The organism is Acinetobacter sp. YH12069 (assembly GCF_013419675.1).
Lineage (GTDB): Bacteria > Pseudomonadota > Gammaproteobacteria > Pseudomonadales > Moraxellaceae > Acinetobacter > Acinetobacter amyesii.
In genome coordinates, this window is the sequence record NZ_VOZS01000005.1 from 1 (window position 1) to 20,089 (window position 20,089).

The window sequence follows — 20,089 nt, forward strand, 5'->3', positions numbered from 1 at the left end:
GCCTATTTAAGTGATGTGCTGAAAAGGTTGCCGACACATAAAGTGACTCAGATTGAAGAATTACTGCCACATCGCTGGAAATCCAACTCAAATTAAAAAATAGGCATGGGGTTCAGCGGACGCTTACGCTCAATACAAATAATTTTGATGAGCAAGGGCAACAAAAAATTCATTTAAAAGAATTTATGCAGCTTTATCGCGCTTGAGCAAAAGCCAACTATCAAGACTTTGAGCCTGTTAGTCATATCTTTTTTCAAGTGCAAATTCGATGATGTGCTGGCACTGCGCTTGCGAGCAGAGATTTTGACTTGATCGGTGTTTAAATAGTGATTTGACCGTTGATGCATGCAGAAAGTAAGAAAAAGCCTGCGGCTGTGTTGTCGCTGTTGGTAAAATTAAATTTTTATCTATTGCCCTTAGTTGAGCCGTGGATTCTAAAGTCCAAGGCTCAGTGGCATATATAGCAAAATGATTGAGACTGCTTTGCTCGGAGACACTGAGGTCTGTCGCATTTTGGAGCTTGAGTAAAATCTGAAATAAAGTCATCAAGTCGATTCCTTTATCGAAAGGTAATTTAACCGCGCTTTGAGCAGATGACCTTTACATGCTGTGCCTCTGATCGGTAACAGCATGTATTTAACAGTACATGCTATTCAAAGGCACTGACATCACCGACACCACGGCGAATCACTTCAGGGTATTCACCTGCAAGGTTTACAACGCTAGTGGTATTTAAAGTACCTAAACCGCCATCAATTAATACATCTATTCGTTTGCCGATTTGCAGTTCAATTTCATAAGGATCATCAATCGGTTCTTTTTGGCCAGGTAAAATTAAGGTCGATGTTAATAAAGGCTCACCGAGTTCTTTGAGTAATAATTGGCAAATCGGGTTGCTCGGAATGCGTAGTCCAATGGTTTTCTTTTTAGGATGCATTAAACGGCGAGGAACTTCACTGGTCGCAGGCAAAATAAAGGTAGTGACCGCAGGGGTGTTATTTTTCAATAAACGATACATGGCATTATCGACTTTGGCATAAGTGGCAATGTCAGATAAATCTGCACAAATAATCGCATATTGATGTTTAGCATCGAGCTGACGAATTTGGGCAATGCGTTCCATGGCATTTTTGTTCCCAATTTGGCAACCGATGGCATAGGCGGCATCTGTAGGATAAACCACCACATCGCCGGCACGAATCCGTTCAACGGCTTGCGTAATTAAACGGGGCTGAGGATTTTCCGGATGTATTCTTAAATGCAACATGTCGTTTTCCTCTTATTATTAAAAGCTCTAGACATTATGTCGCGGTCTATTTGCTTTGTGCAATGTGAAATGCAGTCAAATTGTATAATTTAATCAAGCATTTCACGTTGAAATTCATTCGCCTGTAACATTTTGCCAGCACGTGTACAGTGGCAAATGCATTGGATAAAGCGCCAAGCATCGCGTGGAAGTTTGGCTTCGCCCTTAAAATAAGCCTGTAATTGTGCATAGACATTATCTTTAAAGCTGCTGCCATCACCGCCTTCACCAGTAAGGTTATCAAGTGATACACGAAACTTACGTCCAAAGGCTTTGGCAAATAACCATTCGATCGCTTGGGGCTTAATTTCTACCTGTTCAAAGAGGGCTTGTTGCTCTTTGCTGCGACCATCTGGTGCATACCAATAGCCTAAATCAGGAAGTAAACGGCGTTGCTCGCCAGCAATAGTCCAATGGCTAATTTCATGCAAAGCGCTATTGAAATAACCATGAGCAAATTGAATACGGGCAGGGCCGTTTGAATCAGCAGGAAAGTACTCGGGCTCAAAGTCACCTTTCACTAAGCTCACATTCAGGTGGGAAAACCAATGATTAAAGTGTAAGATGAGCCAATCGACGTGTTCTGTTTCTGTGGAAAGTTTCTCCCAAGCCGAGAGTTGCACTTGGTCGGCTGAAATGTCAGAATCAAGCGTTGAAATTGTGCTCATAAGTGATGAAACATTCACTTCTGTTTGCGGCTGCAACAGATGCATAACTTAAGTTACCCAAATGGTCTGTCTAAATAAGTACAAAATTGTATCTTAATCTTTGACAGAGTACTGATGAATTTGTAGAATTGCCGCCTTAATTATGTCAGCAAATACCTTTCCGGCACAGATTGAGCCGTTTAAATGGGCTGAACAAGGCTTTAAATGGTCAGGAACACTGCCATTATCTCGCTTTGTTCGTATTGCTCGTGAAGCTGTTGGATCAATTGATGATCAATTGATTAACATAGACTGTAAGCTATCAATGGATGCTTATCATCGCATTGTATGGCTAGATGGTCATGTTGAAACAAATGTTCCAATGGAATGCCAGCGTTGTCTGGATACTGTTGAGATTCCACTTGTTTTAAGTTTTCATCTAGCTCTTGTAGATGACGAGTCACTGATAGAGCGCTTGGATGAGGATGCTGATTTCATCGTTTTAGGTGAAAGTGAAGCAACAACCAAAGGTTCATATGATGCACCTGCGACTGCTGATTTACTCTCACTGATAGAGGATGAATTGTTATTGTTGATGCCTTTGTCACCTAAGCATGACGCTTGTGAACATAAGCATCAACCTGCCGCTGAAGAGCTTGTTGAAGAAAAACGGGACAACCCGTTTGATGTTTTGGCAGGTTTGAAGGGTAAACTTAACTAATTTTTGTGTTATACTCTTAAGTATAAGACAATCGAATTTGTTCTGATCCATTTTTTCGATCTTTGTAAGGAGCCATCATGGCCGTTCAGCAAAACCGTAAAAGTCGCTCTCGCCGTGACATGCGCCGTTCACATGACGCTTTAACCGAGAATGCATTAACTGTAGACCAAGCTACTGGCGAGACTCACCGTCGTCACCACGTATCTAAAGATGGTATCTACCGTGGTCGTCAATTATTCGCTAAAGCATCTGCTGAATAATTGGTGATGTATTAAGCGTCAAGCTTAGTAGAAAAAATGGGAGCGTTAAGCTCCCTTTTTTTGTACCGATTTTTTGTACCGATTTTTTGTTGCATTTGGCAATTACCAAGACAAAAATTAAGTGTTAAATTTCCGTCCCTGAAACAAGCTTACATGGGATTGTGTTGAATAAATGTCCAAATAGCATAAATTCACCAGTCTTGATAAAGGATTTTTTTATGTCTGCTAAACAACTCGAGCAAGCAGCTCAAGCTACTAAAACTGCATTCGTGTTCCCGGGTCAAGGGTCACAGAAAGTCGGCATGCTCGCTGAACTTGCAGAACAGTTTAGTAGTGTGCAAGCAACATTTGCAGAAGCATCAGAAGCGGCTGGTTTTGATCTTTGGCAAATTGCGCAAAGTGGTGAAGGGTTAAACCAAACAGAATTTACTCAACCTGTACTACTGACTGCCAGTATTGCTTTATGGCGTGTGTGGTTAGAGTTAGGTGGTGTTGCACCGAAATACCTTGCAGGTCACTCATTAGGTGAATACAGCGCCTTGGTTGCCGCAGGTGCGATGAGCCTAGGTGATGCCGTTAAACTGGTGAACCTACGTGGTCAGTTAATGCAAAGTGCTGTACCTGAAGGTCAAGGTGCAATGGCGGCAATTTTGGGTCTAGATGATGCCAAAGTCATTGAACTTTGTGCTCAAGCAGAAGGCCCAGGTTCAGTAGATGCTGCAAACTACAATGCACAAGGTCAAGTTGTCATTGCGGGCGATAAAGCCATGGTTGAAGCGGTTATGGCTGCTGCTAAAGAAAATGGCGGTAAGGCAATTGCACTTCCGGTTTCTGTACCATCGCATTGTGCATTGATGAAACCTGCTGCTGAACAGTTTGCGACAGCATTGGAACAAACTGCCATTGAGCTGCCTACTATACCTGTAATACAAAATGTAGGCGCTGAAATCGCGACTGATGTAGCGCAATTACGTCAGGCGTTAACTGCACAGTTATACCAATCTGTACAGTGGACAAAGACCATGCAGTATTTGCAAGACCAAGGTATTCAGTACATTGCTGAATGTGGTCCGGGTAATGTCCTTGCGAATCTCGCAAAACGTTTGCCAAATATTGAAAAAGCATTCCCACTCGACACGAAAGGTCGTATGGAAGATGCACTGAATGCCATTTTAGTGGCAGAAGGGAAAATTGCATGACACAAGAACGCAAAGTTGCTTTAGTAACAGGTGCGAGCCGAGGGATTGGAGCAGCAATTGCTCAGCAATTGATTCAAGACGGTTATTTTGTTGTAGGTACTGCAACTTCAGAAGCGGGTGCGGAAAAATTATCTGCTGCTTTTGCTGAAAATGGTGCGGGTAAAGTTCTAGATGTACGTGATGCAACTGCAATTGATGCATTGGTATCAGACATTGAGCAAAACTTTGGTTCTGTATTGGTTTTGGTGAACAATGCGGGTATTACCAAAGATAATTTGTTACTTCGTATGTCAGAAGATGATTGGGATGACATTCTCAACATTCATTTGAAAGCCGTTTATCGACTTTCTAAACGTGTTTTAAAGGGTATGACCAAAGCACGTTTTGGCCGAATTATTAATATTAGTTCTGTGGTTGCACATTTTGCTAACCCAGGACAAGCAAACTATTCTGCTGCAAAAGCAGGGATTGAGGCCTTTGGTCGCAGCCTTGCAAAAGAGATGGGAAGCCGCCAAATCACTGTAAATGCAGTGGCTCCGGGCTTTATTGCAACAGAAATGACAGAACAGTTAAGCGAAGAAATTCGTAAAAAGATGAGTGATCAAGTGGCTTTAAACCGTTTAGGTGAGCCGCAAGATATCGCAAATGCCGTAAGTTTTCTTGCTTCTGAAAAGGCAAGTTACATTACCGGAACTGTATTACATGTAAATGGTGGTTTATACATGAGCTAAGCGCTCAAGTATAAACTTTCAAAACGATTTAGATTCAATTAAACTAACGGCATTAAAAACGCCACAAGCAATGAGGAGAATTCCTGTGAGCGATATCGAACAACGCGTAAAACAAGCAGTAGCTGAACAACTTGGTCTTAAAGCAGACGAGATCAAAAACGAAGCTTCTTTCATGGATGACTTAGGTGCAGACTCTCTAGACCTAGTTGAATTAGTTATGTCTTTCGAAAACGATTTCGACATCACTATTCCTGATGAAGATTCAAACGAAATCACTACTGTACAATCTGCAATTGACTATGTTTCTAAGAAACTAGGTTAATTTTAGATTTCAGCGATGCTGATTTAAAAAGCCACCATTCGGTGGCTTTTTTTATGCTGAATATTTTGTTTTTACATTAGCTTACGTTTCTGTCACCAACAACAACTCAAAAGCGGTTATTTTTTAGCTATAAAAATAGAGTTTGAACAATAGTTAAATTATTTAAAACAGTAAAAACAACGGAGAAAAACATGGGTCTTTTTGATTTTGTAAAAGGAATTGGTAAAAAAAATACAGCGCCTGCAGAACCTCAGGCAGCGCCAGCAACACCTTCTGAACCATCTGCACAAGAAATTGCCAATAAGTTATTGGGTCATATCAAAGCACTGGGCTTACCTGTAACTGGCTTGTCTGTGAGTTATAACGGGACTTCAGATCTAGCAACAGTGAAAGGTCAGGTGCAAAGCCAAGCAGATCGTGAAAAGATTATCTTGGCGGTAGGGAATATTGATCATGTGGCGCAAGTGGATGATCAGTTGACTGTAGCAACGCCAGAACCAGAAAGTAAATTTTATACAGTTAAATCAGGCGATAATCTTTCTAAGATTTCTAAAGAATTTTATGGTGATGCAAATCAATACAATAAAATTTTTGAAGCAAACCGTCCTTTGCTAAAAAATGCCGATGACATTTTCCCAGGTCAGGTGCTTCGTATTCCTGCATAAATATTTGTGTTTAAAGTAAAAAAAGCCATCTTGTGATGGCTTTTTTTTGTATGCGTGAATGGTGAAGTTGAATATAATGCGGCTGAAATAATTCAAAATAAGAAATCAATGAAACAAAAAATCATCTTTATTTTCTTGCTGTTGCTTGCAGTTGTTGTGTGTTTTTGTCTTTGGCTGCGGTGGGATGAGCGTATTGATCCTCGGGTGCTCAAGTGGCAGCAGTCTGAAATTTCTTATCATTCAAATTACACACAAGAGCCGTATTTTAACTTGCTTGGGCTGAATGCTGGAGATCGGTTTTCGGCATTGAATGTTGGGCGCTATCGTTATCATCAAGATTGGGCATTTAGTTTGTTGGGGCAAGAGCAACAAAATGTATTGGGTCAGCCATTGAATGCGAAGCTAACACGTGAAAAGTGGTCAGAAGAACAGACGAATTTAGTTGCGGAGTTTCAGCAATTGCTGGTCGATGATCCTAAGGCGGCTAGCGCATTTGTTGTTGAGCATCATCAGGTGCTCTGCGCTGATACAGCAAGAAAAGGTACCGTTGCAGCGCTTTAACACATGGTTGCAGCATGCAGACCAATACCGCAGTTTAAGTATGCCGAGCAATTCCGCATATCCAGACTTTAAGTATTTAAATCAGTTGGCGATCCTTTATCAGATCAATATTGCGTTAAATAAAGAGGATAAGCTGGATGCATATATGGCTGAATATCACAGATTACAGCAGATGCTTGAGCGCCCGATCTCATTGGTTGAAAGGATGTTGATTCAAAGCTGGCTGGCACGTTATGTTCGAATTATACGTAATGAGCAATTAAAGACCGGACAAGTTGTTTATTTAGAGCCTTTAAGTACCCGTCAGTTAAGTTTGCGCTCAGCTGCGCAATTGGAAGCCTATGGCGTATATGCGGTGTTGAAGCAGGTGCAGCAATCATCGGACTGGAATACCTCGTTGATGTATTGGTTGTATTTGCCAAGTCAAACTGCAAATCAATTGTTTAAGCAATATGAAGATGCGGCACAGCTATCTGAGCTTTCTTATGATTCGTTTAGGATGCAGGCTGGTCAAAAACAGGGACAGTATTCATCTTGGCATATCAAAAACTATTTGGGCAATACTTTGTCCAATATAGAGGGGGTGCCTTGGGAGCACTCTGTGCTTGCAGGGCACATTTTGAATGATCGTATTATGATTTTTAATTTGTTGAATCAGGGGGCGACTGATTTAACGCAGTTGAGTCAAAATAGCCACGGTCGACGTTTCTTTAAGAAAGAGGGGATGTTGTGTGCTGAAGTGCCGTATCCGCGTGAGCAATTTAGAGCACACAATTGGAATATTTTAGATAGCTGTGTGCAGTTGTAGTTTTTGTATATAAACATTTTGATATAGAAATAAAAAAGCCCCAATGAGTAGGGGCTTTTTTACAGTCGTTTAGAAGCTTGGCTTCACTACAACTAAAATAACCACCGCAAATAAAATCAAAGTGGGCATTTCATTAAAATAACGCCAGAATTTATGCGACTTATAATGTGCATTTTCGATAAGCTTTTTACGGTAATAACCACAAACAAAATGATAAATCACCAATAGTCCAACCAATCCAACTTTTAAATAGAACCAAAGCGCTTCATGGTAGTGTCGTGTTGCATCACCCCAATCGACGAGGAAGTGCGCCGTGATCAGTGTAGCAATCATAGCGGGCCACATAATGCCGCGGTATAGCTTACGTTCCATGATTTGAAAGCGCTGATGACTGGTAGCATCTTCACTCATAGCATGGTAGACAAAAAGGCGAGGGAGATAAAATAGCGCTGCGAACCAGCAAACAACTGCGATGATATGCAATGCTTTTACCCAGAGGAAAGCATCTGATGGAGCATCCATATATTAACCCTTAAAAGGGCGGTGGGTATGTGCTTTGGCACCGAAGCACCAAAGCAGCAAACTTTATATTATGCTTCCCATTTTTTGAAAACGAGGCAAGCGTTTACACCGCCAAAACCAAAACTGTTACTCATCACAGTATTCAATTTTGCATCACGTTTTTCAAGTACGATATCAAAAGGTTTTGCACCTTCGTCAAGTTCAGTCACGTTGATATTTGGTGCAATAAAGTCATTTTGCATCATCAAAATAGAATAAATCGCTTCTTGTACACCTGCAGCACCCAGGCTGTGACCGGTCATCGATTTGGTCGAGCTGAGCGGAGGAACTTGTCCTTCACCGAAAGCACGCTCCATCGCTTTAAGTTCAGTGACATCGCCTGCCGGAGTAGATGTACCGTGTGTATTAACATAGTCGATGGTATCTACACCATGTTGTTTAGCTTCTTCTAAAGCTATAAGGATACAACGCGTCGCACCTTCGCCCGATGGTGCAACCATGTCAGCGCCGTCAGAATTTGCTGCATAGCCGACAACTTCAGCCAAAATGTTTGCACCACGTGCTTGAGCATGTTCAAGTGACTCTAGTACAACGAAGCCACCGCCGCCAGCGATCACGAAACCGTCACGGTCAGCAGAGTAAGGGCGGGAAGCAGTTTCAGGAGTGTCATTGTATTTTGAACAAAGTGCGCCCATTGCATCAAATAAAAGACTTTGTGACCAATGGTCCTCTTCACCACCACCGGCAAGCATTAAGTCTTGTTTGCCTAATTGAATCAGGTTGTATGCATAACCAATGGCATCTGCAGATGTTGCACATGCGCTAGTAATCGTGTGTGCAATACCTTGCATTTTAAATGCAACACCCACGTTTGCGGTAATGGTGTTGGTCATGTTACGTGGTACAAAGAATGGACCAACTTTACGTGCACCTTTGGTGTCTAGAAGTTCTTTCATTTCAACAACAGATGCAGTTGAACCACCACCTGACCCACCTGCAATACCGTAACGTGGATTACCACCGATTTGTTCTGCTGTTAAGCCTGCATTTTCTACCGCAGCCAAAGCTGAGTTGTATGCATACATTGCGCATACGCCCATAAAGCGTTTTAAGCGGCGGTCAATACCGTCAAAGTTTTGTTCTGCAGCCGCACTGACATGACTTTTGAAATTAAGTTCAGCATAACTTGGGTTGAAACGTGTTCCAGAAATCCCGTTTTGCAAAGAATGAGTGACATCTTCTAATGTATTACCAATGCATGAGTTGATGCCCATACCAGTGATTACAACACGTTTCATCTACAGATCCTTTATAGGTAGTGTGTGAGCAAGCTATTGAAAGTATACGAAGGAAACTTTCTAAATAGACGAACTCATATAATTTGATTGGAATAATGATAGCAGAAAGCTTTTTGAATTCTTATGGCAAATCCTATGCCTATTTTTGACTGAGCTAATTTGCAACGATGCAGCAAAAAACTTAACTTAAAGATACATATTCAAGTTGTGATAAAGTTTGACTACACCTAGTATTTATCAAGAATTTCAAGAATAGTCTGAATGAGGTAGGGAATGGCGAAAACGAATAATAAACCAACGGCTGGTCTGCTCTCAAACGCCTTTGGAGTGGCTAAAAAGCTCAGTTCTACAGGGGTGTCTATTATCAATCATGTTGCACCCGAATCTGTAACTAAGGTCATTCAACCACAAAAAAATGGTCAAACCTTGGAAGGTCAGTCACGTCAGACGAGCGTATTTGATGTGAAAAAATATGATAATCCGCAGCAAATTCTGCGTGAACATGTTCCGAATGTTTCTAGACAATTATTCGGTCGACATTTTAATACCGTAAATAATGTAGCTAATTTTGTTGCCCCTCAATTTAGCGACAAGATTTCTGACTATCTTTTTGATCGATTGAATCATTTTAGTTCGGATATTTCATCTGTAGATGCAGTGCTTGATGAAGCTGGCGTACGTGATTTAGAAGAGTTGACACAAGATGTCGATCGTTCACGCCGCATTAGTCAGGCCTTAGGCGAGCAAAATAAATGGATTGCTTCAATTCAAGGGGCTTTAACAGGTGCGACAGGTGTTATCGGTTCAAGTATTGATATCCCTGCTTCACTGATTATGACTTTGCGAGTGATTTATCAAGTTGGACGTTCTTATGGTTTTGACTTAAGTAAAGAAAGTGACCAAGATATCGTTCAGTTTATTTTTAAACAGGTCGACCTGAGTTTAATTGCAGAAAAACAAACCTTGCTTATGGCGATTAAAGCCCTGAGTAGCACGCTGCAAAATAGTGATTTGCATCAGTTGCAGCAATTGGTGGGTTCAGACACCGATGCAGCTGCATTGAAGAAATATGTACTGGATGAAAATGGTCAGTTCAAGTGGGCATGGCTCAATCAAATGCCAAAAGTTTCACTTTTAAATCAGCTATCACGGTTATCTCCTGTGGCGAGTGCTGGTGTAAGTGTGGTGTATAGTCGCCGTTTGGTGGATGAAGTGAATCAGAAGGCACAGCAAGTCTTTTCAAATGCGCGCCAATATATTTTGCAGCATCAAGATATCACCTTGTCACCATTACATGCCTATGAGCGCTCTCTTGAGTTGCTTGCTCAAGCAACACCTAAATTACTAGAAGGCATTAAGGCGAAAGATATCGATTTGGCTGAACCAGTATTGGATCAGACCATAGATGTTGCAGGTCACGAGAGTATCCGCGCAGTAAAAGTCACTAAAAAAGCACAAGCTAAAACCGCTGATGCAGCCGAAGTGGCGGTAGCGCAGGAACAAAAAGTCTCAGAAGGTTTGGAGGCACTCGCAGAAAAAGTTGTTGAGCCTCATGCACCCGTGGCTGCGCAAAAACCTGCTTTAGCTGAAACGGATGAGTTTGATGTGTTGGAAGCTGTACAGGATGATGATGTCCCTGTGGCGAAAGCTGCACCCAAAGCTAAGCCGCGTAAAGCCAAAACAGCAGCCGTAGATAAAGTTACAAAAAAATCAGCAGATTCTTCTGAAAAATAACCTATTTATTTGTGGGTGAAAATTTGCGCAACTCACGATGAATAAATGTTTTCGATGATCGTATATTGTTGACCAATTTTAAGTCTTCGCTTACAATTGCATGCCCTCAAAAAGTAGTATTTTTTTGGGCTTTTTATTAACGGGAGAATTGCCAAATGGCAACAACAAATCAGTTGATCCGTAAGGGTCGTACAACTTTAGTTGAAAAATCTAAAGTTCCTGCGTTGAAGGCTTGTCCACAACGTCGTGGTGTTTGTACACGTGTTTACACAACTACACCTAAAAAACCTAACTCAGCAATGCGTAAAGTTTGCCGTGTTCGCTTAACTTCAGGTTTCGAAGTTTCTAGCTACATCGGTGGTGAAGGCCATAACCTACAAGAGCACAGTGTTGTTCTTATCCGTGGTGGTCGTGTTAAAGATTTACCAGGTGTACGTTACCATACCGTTCGTGGTTCTTTAGACTGTGCTGGTGTTAAAGATCGTAACCAGTCTCGTTCTAAATACGGTGCTAAACGTCCTAAGAAATAATCTGAAAAGATTGGCTTCTTAGTTCGTTAGAACTGCAATCCTTTATCGTCTCGCTTGTCTGATTTCTGCATTTTTTGTGAAAATTCCAAGCGACGTATAGTAAGGCCAGCGAAAGCACATGACACTTTGTGCACCTGCTGGAATAACCTGAAGTGTCATATTTATTAGGTGTATTAAAATGCCAAGACGTCGCGTAGTTGCTGCCCGTGAAATCCTTCCGGATCCTAAGTTCAGCAGCCAAACAATCGCTAAATTCATGAACCACGTAATGCAAGATGGTAAAAAATCTATTGCTGAAAGTATCGTTTACGGTGCTTTAGACCGCGTTCAAGAAAAATCTAAAGTAGACCCAGTTGAATTTTTCGAGACTACTCTTGAAAAAGTTCGTCCTATGGTCGAAGTAAAAGCACGCCGTGTTGGTGGTGCTACATACCAAGTGCCTATGGAAGTACGCCCATCCCGTCGTACTGCCTTGGCTATGCGTTGGTTAGTAGATGCTGCTGCTAAGCGTTCTGAAAAAACTATGGCTTTACGTCTTGCTGGTGAGTTGCTTGATGCAGCTGAAGGTAAAGGCGCAGCGATCAAAAAACGTGAAGATGTGCATCGTATGGCTGAAGCCAACAAAGCCTTCTCTCATTACCGTTTCTAAGCGGATAAAACAGCCCCTATTCAGGAGGGTGACAAATCAGTTGTCACTGTTTTGTCATCGAATCGCTTTAAGTTGCTATGCAGCTTAAAGCGTCCTGTTTTAAACAACAAAATTTAGGAATGCTAGAAATCATGGCTCGTCAAACCCCAATTTCTCGTTATCGTAACATTGGTATCTCTGCGCACATTGATGCTGGTAAAACTACCACTTCAGAACGTATTTTGTTCTACACAGGTGAGAGTCACAAACTTGGTGAAACTCATGAAGGTTCTGCAACTACAGACTGGATGGAACAAGAGCAAGAACGTGGTATTACTATTACCTCAGCGGCAGTAACATGCTTCTGGAAAGGGATGGGTAACCAATTCGAACAGCACCGTATTAACGTAATTGATACCCCAGGACACGTAGACTTCACTATTGAAGTTGAACGTTCTATGCGTGTTCTTGACGGTGCATGCATGGTTTACTGTGCTGTAGGTGGTGTACAACCTCAGTCTGAAACTGTATGGCGTCAAGCAAATAAATATAAAGTTCCACGTATTGCATTCGTGAACAAAATGGACCGTACTGGTGCGAACTTCTTCCGTGCTGTTGAACAAGTTAAAACACGTCTTGGTGGTAATCCAGTGCCAATCGTTGTTCCAATCGGTGCAGAAGAAAACTTCCAGGGTGTTGTTGACCTAATCGAAATGAAAGCGATTATCTGGGACGAAGCGTCTCAAGGTATGAAGTTTGAATATGGCGAAATCCCTGCTGAATTAGTTGAACTAGCTAACGAATGGCGTACTAACATGGTTGAAGCTGCTGCGGAAGCATCAGAAGAACTCATGGACAAGTACCTTGAAGAAGGTGAGTTAACTAAAGAAGAAATCGTTTCAGGTTTACGTGCACGTACATTGTTGAATGAAATTCAACCAATGCTTTGTGGTTCAGCGTTCAAAAACAAAGGTGTTCAACGTATGTTGGATGCTGTAATTGAATTCTTACCTGCGCCGACTGACGTTGAAGCGATTAAAGGTATCCTTGACGACAAAGACGAAACTGAAGGTTCTCGTGAAGCGTCTGACGATGCTCCGTTCTCTGCGCTTGCGTTCAAAATCATGAACGACAAATTCGTAGGTAACTTAACATTCGTACGTGTTTACTCTGGTGTGCTTAAAGCAGGTAGCCCTTGCTATAACCCAGTTAAAATGAAGCGCGAACGTGTTGGCCGTATCGTACAGATGCACGCAAATGACCGTCACGATATTGAAGAAATTCGTGCGGGTGATATCGCAGCATGTGTAGGTCTTAAAGATACTACGACTGGTGATACATTATGTGATGAAAACAATGTAATTACACTAGAGCGTATGGAATTCCCAGAGCCAGTAATTGCGCTTGCGGTTGAGCCTAAAACTAAAGCTGACCAAGAAAAAATGTCTGTTGCTTTAGGTCGTTTGGCGAAAGAAGATCCATCATTCCGCGTACGTACTGACGAAGAATCTGGTCAAACAATTATTGCTGGTATGGGTGAGCTTCACCTTGACATTATTGTTGACCGTATGAAGCGTGAATTCAACGTTGAAGCGAACATTGGTAAACCAATGGTAGCTTACCGTGAAACGATCAAAAAATCAGTTGAACAAGAAGGTAAGTTCGTACGTCAAACTGGTGGTAAAGGTAAGTTTGGTCACGTATACGTACGTTTAGAACCACTTGCTGAAGATGCTGGCAAAGATTACGAGTTCGCTGAAGAAGTTGTAGGTGGTGTAGTACCTAAAGAATTCTTCGGTGCGGTTGACAAAGGTATCCAAGAACGTATGAAGAATGGTGTCCTAGCTGGTTATCCAGTTGTTGGCATCAAAGCGACATTGTTCGATGGTTCTTACCATGACGTCGACTCTGACGAATTATCGTTCAAAATGGCGGGTTCTTACGCATTCCGTGACGGTTTCATGAAAGCAGATCCTATCTTGCTTGAACCAATCATGAAAGTTGAAGTAGAAACTCCAGAAGACTACATGGGCGATATCATGGGTGACTTAAACCGTCGTCGTGGTCTTGTTCAAGGTATGGACGATTTACCTGGTGGTACTAAAGCTATCCGTGCAGAAGTTCCACTTTCTGAGATGTTTGGTTACGCAACACATATGCGTTCTATGTCTCAAGGTCGTGCGACTTATTCTATGGAATTCGCTAAATACGCTGAAACACCACGTAACGTGGCTGAAGGCATCATCGCTAAGTTCCAATCTGGCGGTAAAAAAGGTGACGACGAGTAATCTTTCGATTACTATAAGCCCAAACTAATTCATAGTTAAAAACCAAATGCTCATGCAGTATCCCTGCATGAGTAGTTTAAAAAGGAAGATCTCATGGCTAAGGCTAAGTTCGAACGTAATAAGCCACACGTTAACGTGGGTACAATTGGTCACGTCGACCACGGTAAAACTACTTTAACAGCTGCAATTGCAACTGTATGTGCAAAAAAATTCGGTGGTGAAGCGAAAGATTACGCTGCAATCGACTCTGCACCAGAAGAAAAAGCACGTGGTATTACAATTAATACTTCACACGTAGAATACGATTCTCCAATCCGTCACTACGCTCACGTAGACTGCCCAGGTCACGCCGATTATGTTAAAAACATGATTACTGGTGCTGCGCAAATGGATGGTGCGATCCTTGTATGTGCTGCGACTGATGGTCCAATGCCACAAACTCGTGAACACATCCTTCTTTCTCGTCAGGTAGGTGTACCTTACATCGTTGTATTCTTAAACAAATGCGACCTTGTTGACGACGAAGAACTTCTTGAATTAGTAGAAATGGAAGTTCGTGAACTTCTTTCTACTTATGACTTCCCAGGCGACGACACTCCAGTAATCCGTGGTTCTGCTCTTGCGGCGCTTAATGGTGAAGCTGGTCAATACGGCGAAGATGCTGTAGTTGCTCTTGTTGAAGCTCTTGACTCTTACATCCCAGAACCAGAACGTGCTATCGACCAAGCATTCCTTATGCCAATCGAAGACGTATTCTCAATTTCAGGTCGTGGTACAGTAGTAACTGGCCGTGTTGAAACTGGTATCGTGAAAGTAGGCGAAGAAGTTGAAATCGTTGGTATTAAAGATACAGTTAAAACAACTGTAACTGGCGTAGAAATGTTCCGTAAACTTCTTGACGAAGGTCGTGCGGGCGAGAACTGTGGTGTTCTTCTACGTGGTACTAAACGTGAAGACGTTCAACGTGGTCAAGTACTTGCTAAACCAGGTACAATCAAACCGCATACTAAATTCGACGCAGAAGTATACGTACTTTCTAAAGACGAAGGTGGCCGTCATACTCCATTCCTTAACGGTTACCGTCCACAGTTCTACTTCCGTACAACTGACGTAACTGGTGCGATCGCGCTTAAAGAAGGCGTTGAAATGGTTATGCCTGGTGACAACGTAGAAATGTCAGTAGAATTAATCCACCCAATCGCAATGGACGCTGGCTTACGCTTTGCGATCCGTGAAGGTGGCCGTACAGTTGGTGCTGGTGTAGTTTCTAAAGTAACTGCATAATCACTAAATGTGTGTAAAAAAGCGCCTCTTTGAGGCGCTTTTTTTATGCTTATTCAATGTGATAGGGGAAATTGTCTGACAATATTTTTTAAAGCTGTCCTTTAGTGATAATTCACTGTCCTTAACTGAAATAATTACGCTTCAATAAAACCGTAATATGAACTCAAGAAAACCAATAAAAAGTTTGAGTATTTAATAACTCAAAAAGGAGTTAGGCATGAACGCTAAAGTAAAGATTACTAATCGAGCAGGTGCAAGTTTCCCTGTACGTCGCATGAATTTTGAATTTGATGCAGTACCAGAGTATTGGATGAACGGCTCAGCTGGTTTGACACATTTTATGACCGCATTATCTGCTTTATTTCCAGCGGGTGAAATGTTCTTTATTGATAGTGTGCGTGCCGTACGTAAACACCCAGCGATCGCAAACAATGAAGCCTTACAAAAAGAAATTAGTGCTTTCATTGGTCAGGAAGCCATGCATACGCAAGAGCATGAAGGCTTCAATGCTTCTGCACAAAAATACGGTCATGATGTCGAAACGCTTGATAAGGCAACGGGTCGAGTTATCCAAGGCGTGCGCAAAGTCTTTGCACGTATTGGTAAACCTGTTGGTATTACTCAAGAAATGGTGGATCTAACCGCAACTACGGCACTTGAGCATTTCACTGCAACGATTGCTTCACAGTTATTGGTTAACCCACATATTCAAGTTTTAATGACAGATGAAACCATGAAAAATATGTGGTTGTGGCATGCGATTGAAGAAAATGAACATAAAGCCGTGGCTTATGATGTTTTTGAAGGTGTCTTTGGTCAGGGAATTAAGGCCTACGCACTCCGTACAGGTTCATTGATTGGCGCAATGGTGACTTTATTCTTCGTACAAAGCTACTTTGTTGCTCGTTTATTAAAAGAAGATAACAAGCTTAATTTTGAAGCATTAAAAGATATTTATACCTATGGTTATAGCCCTTCAAAAGGCATCATCACTGGTATGGGTAAAGAAATGCTGATGTATTTTAAACCTGGTTTTCACCCGAATGATTTAGATACTTCAGGTTTGTTAAAAACGTGGAAAGCTTATTTGGGTCTCTAATCACAGCGCTGTGGTGACTTTTTGAGAAGGGCGATGTAAATCGCTCTTTTTTTTATTCAACTTTAGAGACAAACTTTTTATAATGCGCATACCCTAGCTATAGAAAGATAAACGAAGATGATTCGTTTGATGCAAGACGCTGATGTACAGCAGGTTTACGATATCGAGCGCCGCGTACAAAGCCATCCTTGGACCATAAAACAATTTCAAGAATCGATTGCTGCCTATCAAAGTACGGTGATTGAGCGACAAGGAAAAGTTGTAGGTTTTTGCATTTTACAACCCGTTTTAGATGAAGCAAATTTATTGCTGATGGCGATCGATCCGGGCCAGCAAGGCAAAGGCTTAGGTTTTCAATTGCTCGATGAATCTATTGCTTTACTCAAAAATAACCCCATTCAAATCTTCTTAGAAGTACGAGAAGGTAATCAACCTGCGATCCGTTTATATGAAAAAGCGGATTTTCATCAAATCGATTTGCGAAAGAATTATTATCCAAATGCCGATGGAACACGAGAACATGCCATTATTATGGTGAAGGCTTGTAGTGATGATTTTGCAGCTTTATTTAAATAAAAGTGGTGAAGCGTAGTCAGATTTAAAGAAAGCATTCGTGAATAAACGGATGCTTTTTTATTGAATATCTTTTGTTGATCCCTTTTATTTAATAATAGGATTATTCCAACCAGAAGGCAGGGTGGTCATCAGGGAATCCCCCAGTTGGCTGATTTCTTCTTGGGTCAGTGGTCGGTTGAGTCGACGCCATTGTCCATCAAGCAGAAGTTCCAGTGGAATGTACTGAGATTTATAATTCATTTTTTGCGAATCGGGCACCCAATAGCCCAAGTAGACATATTGCAGTCCAAGCTTTTGTGCATGCTCGATTTGTTTCAGAATGGCAAAAGTACCTAATGAGCGACGGCTTTCATCAGGATCAAAAAAGGTATATACCGCTGAAATACCATCATCGAGTGGATCACAGGTAGATACACTGATCAGTTGCTCATCCAACCACAGCTCTAAAAAGAAACTGTCAGTGCAGCTATTGATTAAAAATTTTTCAAATTGATCTTGGCTGGGTGGGTACATATCACCATCAGCATGCCGTTCATTGATATAGCGTTCGTACAGGGCATAATGCTTTGCATCGGCATCTTGAGGGCGGCTAATTTTCACCGTTAAATCTTGATTCCGTTTCCACGCTTTTTTTTGCACGCTGTTCATTTGAAATTCAAGAACAGGCACACGTGAGGACAGACATTGGCGACAAAGATGACATTCAGGGCGATAGACAAAATCACCACTACGACGAAAACCCATGCGGGAAAGTTCAGATAACGTGACCACATCAATACGATGGACAGGGTCAAGAAAGACCATCCGGGCAGATTTATTTTCTAAGTAGCTACAATCATGCGGAGGCGTGATGTAGTACTGTAATTCGTTCAACAGGGACTTCGGTTGATAGGAATTCATCGTAATATCCCTCTTTTATTGTCATGCGCTGAGACTTGCCCATTGCGCTATTGTTTTACTTGAAAATACACTGTCCTGATACTTTTTCCAATCGATAGAGGGTTGTTTAACAACATCTTGTAACGAATTAAGGTATTGTTGGCGAGAAAGTGTACTCGCACCTAAGCTTAAGAGGTGATCGTTGACCAATTGGCAATCAATCCATGGCAACTGATTCTCTTGCCCGATGAGCATTAAGGTGTAAAACGCCATTTTAGAGACATCTGTTCGTGTACTAAACATAGACTCGCCAAAGCAGCCATGACCAATATTGACCCCATAGAGGCCACCTACAACAGTCTCGTTTTCCCAAACTTCAATGCTATAAGCATAGCCTGCGTCAAACAGCGCAGAATATCCCTGAATAATATCTTCTGAAATCCATGTTTCATTGGCATAACTACGCGGCAAAGAACATGAGCGAATCACAGTTTCAAACGCATGATTAATGGTGATCTTATAGCCTATTTTTTTCATGCTGCGTAATAACGATTTACTCGGATGATAGTCATGCGGTCGAATAATGCAGCGGGGTTCAGGACACCACCAACAAATTGGATCACCTTCACTGAACCATGGGAAAAGACCGTGACTATAGGCTTCAAACAGTGTGGAAGGGGAGAGGTCAGCACCGATGCAAATTAAGCCTTCACCTTCGGGATCGCATTCAACAGGATCGGGGAAAGTAAATTCAGAAGGAGGAAGTATCGGCATGCCAAGCTTCTTATTGAGGTATACGGATTTTTATCATACATAAAAAAGCCGACCATCAGGTCGGCTAATTTTTAAAAATGTTTAGCTAAGCAAATGACTTAAGCAAAAGATTATTCACCGAGTGCATCAAGGTATTTTTCAGCATCGAGTGCAGCCATACAGCCTGAACCTGCAGAAGTAATGGCTTGACGGTAAATGCTGTCGGCAATATCACCCGCAGCAAATACACCCGGAATAGATGTTTGTGTTGCATTACCCGCAGTTCCGCTTTGAACTTGGATGTAGCCATCACGTAGGTTTAATTGACCATCAAAAATACCGCTGTTTGGTTTGTGACCAATTGCCACAAACATACCAGTGACATCAACATTTTGAGTTGAATCATCTTGCGTAGATTTAATACGTACAGAAGTCACACCGGTGTTATCGCCAATGACTTCATCCACTTGGTGATTCCAGATGATGCTGATTTTACCTTCTTTTTCTTTAGCAAAAAGATGATCTTGCAGAATCTTCTCTGAACGTAAAGAGTCACGACGGTGTACTAAAGTGACATGCGATGCAATGTTAGAAAGATACAGCGCTTCTTCGACAGCAGTATTACCGCCACCGACAACCATAACTTTTTGGTTTTTGTAGAAGAAGCCGTCACATGTTGCACATGCACTCACGCCTTGACCCATAAATGCAGCTTCAGATTCGAGACCTAAATATTGTGCAGTTGCACCTGTACAAATAATCAATGCATCACAAGTGAACTCTTCCATATCGCCTTTAAGTACGAACGGACGAACATTGAGGTCAACTTCATTGATATGGTCATACACGATTTCTGTGCCAAAACGCTCAGCATGTGATTGCATTTGTTCCATTAGGGCAGGGCCAGTTAAGCCTTCTGCACCACCTGGCCAGTTGTCTACTTCTGTCGTTGTAGTCAATTGACCGCCTAATTGAATACCTGCGATGAGTGTCGGTTTCAGGTTCGCACGGGCAGCGTATACCGCAGCGCTATAACCTGCAGGACCAGAACCTAAAATAATTAGACGTGAGTGACGAGCGCTCATCCGTAGAATCCTTTTTTTATATGATAATTTGTGGAATTATACGTCAAAGTTTGAAACGATTGTGTGAGATTAAAGTCGATATTATTGATCATCGAAATCGTTTTGAGCTATATAGAAGAAAGTTAACAACTATACTTAAATTATCTTGCATCTTTTTTATTGAACAGGTGCATAATAACAGGTTTAGATTCAG

Annotated in this window: 24 protein-coding genes; 16 read left to right on the forward strand and 8 right to left on the reverse strand. The window is 41.7% G+C overall.

Going from position 1 to position 20,089, the window contains the following annotated elements:
• Positions 1 to 96: transposase domain-containing protein (locus FTU16_RS03925; RefSeq protein WP_141192730.1), on the forward strand; the 96-nt coding region annotated here is incomplete at its 5' end.
• Positions 97 to 237: 141 nt separating this feature from the next.
• On the opposite strand, the gene FTU16_RS03930 is transcribed toward FTU16_RS03925, so the two are convergent.
• The 3 genes from FTU16_RS03930 to FTU16_RS03940 all read right to left on the reverse strand — a co-directional run bounded on the left by FTU16_RS03930 (position 238) and on the right by FTU16_RS03940 (position 2,019).
• Positions 238 to 549, reverse strand: a complete 312-nt coding sequence (locus FTU16_RS03930; protein ID WP_180162750.1) for a hypothetical protein — start codon at positions 547 to 549, stop codon at positions 238 to 240.
• A 100-nt stretch (positions 550 to 649) separates the two neighbouring features.
• Positions 650 to 1,267, reverse strand: a complete 618-nt coding sequence (locus FTU16_RS03935; RefSeq protein ID WP_078190059.1) for an L-threonylcarbamoyladenylate synthase — start codon at positions 1,265 to 1,267, stop codon at positions 650 to 652.
• A gap of 89 nt (positions 1,268 to 1,356) precedes the next feature.
• The gene (locus FTU16_RS03940; protein WP_180059474.1) at positions 1,357 to 2,019 is read right to left on the reverse strand and encodes an elongation factor P hydroxylase; all 663 of its coding nucleotides are present in this window, start codon (positions 2,017 to 2,019) and stop codon (positions 1,357 to 1,359) included.
• 97 nt (positions 2,020 to 2,116) lie between these two features.
• Here FTU16_RS03940 and FTU16_RS03945 point away from each other — a divergent pair, with 97 nt between their 5' ends.
• The 8 genes from FTU16_RS03945 (at position 2,117) to FTU16_RS03980 (ending at position 7,220) form a co-directional block, all read left to right on the forward strand.
• Entirely contained in the window at positions 2,117 to 2,674 is a 558-nt protein-coding gene (locus tag FTU16_RS03945) for a DUF177 domain-containing protein (RefSeq protein ID WP_078190057.1), read from the forward strand.
• Between the two features lie 77 nt (positions 2,675 to 2,751).
• Positions 2,752 to 2,934: a 50S ribosomal protein L32 gene (gene rpmF, locus FTU16_RS03950; protein WP_004279227.1), complete on the forward strand. Its 183-nt coding sequence runs from the start codon at positions 2,752 to 2,754 to the stop codon at positions 2,932 to 2,934.
• A gap of 218 nt (positions 2,935 to 3,152) precedes the next feature.
• Positions 3,153 to 4,133 carry an ACP S-malonyltransferase gene (gene fabD / locus FTU16_RS03955; protein ID WP_180025026.1) on the forward strand — a complete coding sequence of 327 codons (981 nt, stop codon included), beginning with the start codon at positions 3,153 to 3,155 and terminating at the stop codon, positions 4,131 to 4,133.
• Complete coding sequence (gene fabG, locus FTU16_RS03960; RefSeq protein WP_078190055.1) at positions 4,130 to 4,864, forward strand: 3-oxoacyl-ACP reductase FabG; 735 nt, start codon at positions 4,130 to 4,132, stop codon at positions 4,862 to 4,864. The genes fabD and fabG overlap by 4 nt, the downstream gene beginning before the upstream one ends.
• Positions 4,865 to 4,949: 85 nt before the next feature.
• A complete protein-coding gene (acpP, locus tag FTU16_RS03965; protein ID WP_078190054.1) occupies positions 4,950 to 5,186 on the forward strand; it encodes an acyl carrier protein in 237 nt (78 codons plus the stop codon).
• A gap of 191 nt (positions 5,187 to 5,377) precedes the next feature.
• On the forward strand, positions 5,378 to 5,851 hold the full coding sequence (gene lysM / locus FTU16_RS03970; RefSeq protein ID WP_180008199.1) for a peptidoglycan-binding protein LysM: 474 nt from the start codon (positions 5,378 to 5,380) through the stop codon (positions 5,849 to 5,851).
• A gap of 108 nt (positions 5,852 to 5,959) precedes the next feature.
• Positions 5,960 to 6,412, forward strand: a complete 453-nt coding sequence (locus tag FTU16_RS03975; RefSeq protein ID WP_180162751.1) for a hypothetical protein — start codon at positions 5,960 to 5,962, stop codon at positions 6,410 to 6,412.
• Positions 6,399 to 7,220 (forward strand): hypothetical protein, encoded by an 822-nt coding sequence (locus FTU16_RS03980; RefSeq protein ID WP_180162752.1) that lies wholly within the window; start codon positions 6,399 to 6,401, stop codon positions 7,218 to 7,220. The genes FTU16_RS03975 and FTU16_RS03980 overlap by 14 nt, the downstream gene beginning before the upstream one ends.
• Positions 7,221 to 7,289: 69 nt before the next feature.
• Here FTU16_RS03980 and hemJ read toward each other — a convergent pair whose 3' ends face one another.
• Both hemJ and FTU16_RS03990 read right to left on the reverse strand, forming a co-directional pair.
• Positions 7,290 to 7,742: a protoporphyrinogen oxidase HemJ gene (gene hemJ, locus FTU16_RS03985; protein ID WP_180077409.1), complete on the reverse strand. Its 453-nt coding sequence runs from the start codon at positions 7,740 to 7,742 to the stop codon at positions 7,290 to 7,292.
• Between the two features lie 68 nt (positions 7,743 to 7,810).
• Positions 7,811 to 9,040 carry a beta-ketoacyl synthase N-terminal-like domain-containing protein gene (locus FTU16_RS03990; RefSeq protein ID WP_180162753.1) on the reverse strand — a complete coding sequence of 410 codons (1,230 nt, stop codon included), beginning with the start codon at positions 9,038 to 9,040 and terminating at the stop codon, positions 7,811 to 7,813.
• Between the two features lie 273 nt (positions 9,041 to 9,313).
• Between FTU16_RS03990 and FTU16_RS03995 the strand changes: the two genes are divergently transcribed.
• From FTU16_RS03995 to rimI, 7 genes are all read left to right on the forward strand, one after another.
• Complete coding sequence (locus FTU16_RS03995; protein ID WP_168379593.1) at positions 9,314 to 10,774, forward strand: EcsC family protein; 1,461 nt, start codon at positions 9,314 to 9,316, stop codon at positions 10,772 to 10,774.
• Between the two features lie 155 nt (positions 10,775 to 10,929).
• Entirely contained in the window at positions 10,930 to 11,304 is a 375-nt protein-coding gene (gene rpsL, locus FTU16_RS04000; protein ID WP_000246374.1) for a 30S ribosomal protein S12, read from the forward strand.
• A gap of 178 nt (positions 11,305 to 11,482) precedes the next feature.
• Positions 11,483 to 11,953: a 30S ribosomal protein S7 gene (gene rpsG / locus FTU16_RS04005; RefSeq protein WP_005011815.1), complete on the forward strand. Its 471-nt coding sequence runs from the start codon at positions 11,483 to 11,485 to the stop codon at positions 11,951 to 11,953.
• 131 nt (positions 11,954 to 12,084) lie between these two features.
• Positions 12,085 to 14,220, forward strand: coding sequence for an elongation factor G (gene fusA, locus FTU16_RS04010; protein WP_180004228.1), 2,136 nt, complete (start codon positions 12,085 to 12,087; stop codon positions 14,218 to 14,220).
• Positions 14,221 to 14,313: 93 nt separating this feature from the next.
• Complete coding sequence (gene tuf, locus FTU16_RS04015) at positions 14,314 to 15,504, forward strand: elongation factor Tu (protein ID WP_180002848.1); 1,191 nt, start codon at positions 14,314 to 14,316, stop codon at positions 15,502 to 15,504.
• A gap of 217 nt (positions 15,505 to 15,721) precedes the next feature.
• Positions 15,722 to 16,603, forward strand: coding sequence for a metal-dependent hydrolase (locus FTU16_RS04020; protein WP_180008205.1), 882 nt, complete (start codon positions 15,722 to 15,724; stop codon positions 16,601 to 16,603).
• A gap of 117 nt (positions 16,604 to 16,720) precedes the next feature.
• Positions 16,721 to 17,179, forward strand: coding sequence for a ribosomal protein S18-alanine N-acetyltransferase (gene rimI, locus FTU16_RS04025; RefSeq protein ID WP_168379089.1), 459 nt, complete (start codon positions 16,721 to 16,723; stop codon positions 17,177 to 17,179).
• Positions 17,180 to 17,263: 84 nt separating this feature from the next.
• On the opposite strand, the gene FTU16_RS04030 is transcribed toward rimI, so the two are convergent.
• The 3 genes from FTU16_RS04030 to trxB all read right to left on the reverse strand — a co-directional run bounded on the left by FTU16_RS04030 (position 17,264) and on the right by trxB (position 19,896).
• Entirely contained in the window at positions 17,264 to 18,079 is an 816-nt protein-coding gene (locus FTU16_RS04030; RefSeq protein WP_168379088.1) for an arginyltransferase, read from the reverse strand.
• A 21-nt stretch (positions 18,080 to 18,100) separates the two neighbouring features.
• Entirely contained in the window at positions 18,101 to 18,832 is a 732-nt protein-coding gene (aat, locus tag FTU16_RS04035) for a leucyl/phenylalanyl-tRNA--protein transferase (protein WP_180162754.1), read from the reverse strand.
• A gap of 110 nt (positions 18,833 to 18,942) precedes the next feature.
• Positions 18,943 to 19,896, reverse strand: a complete 954-nt coding sequence (gene trxB, locus FTU16_RS04040) for a thioredoxin-disulfide reductase (RefSeq protein ID WP_168379086.1) — start codon at positions 19,894 to 19,896, stop codon at positions 18,943 to 18,945.
• Positions 19,897 to 20,089: the final 193 nt, after the last annotated feature.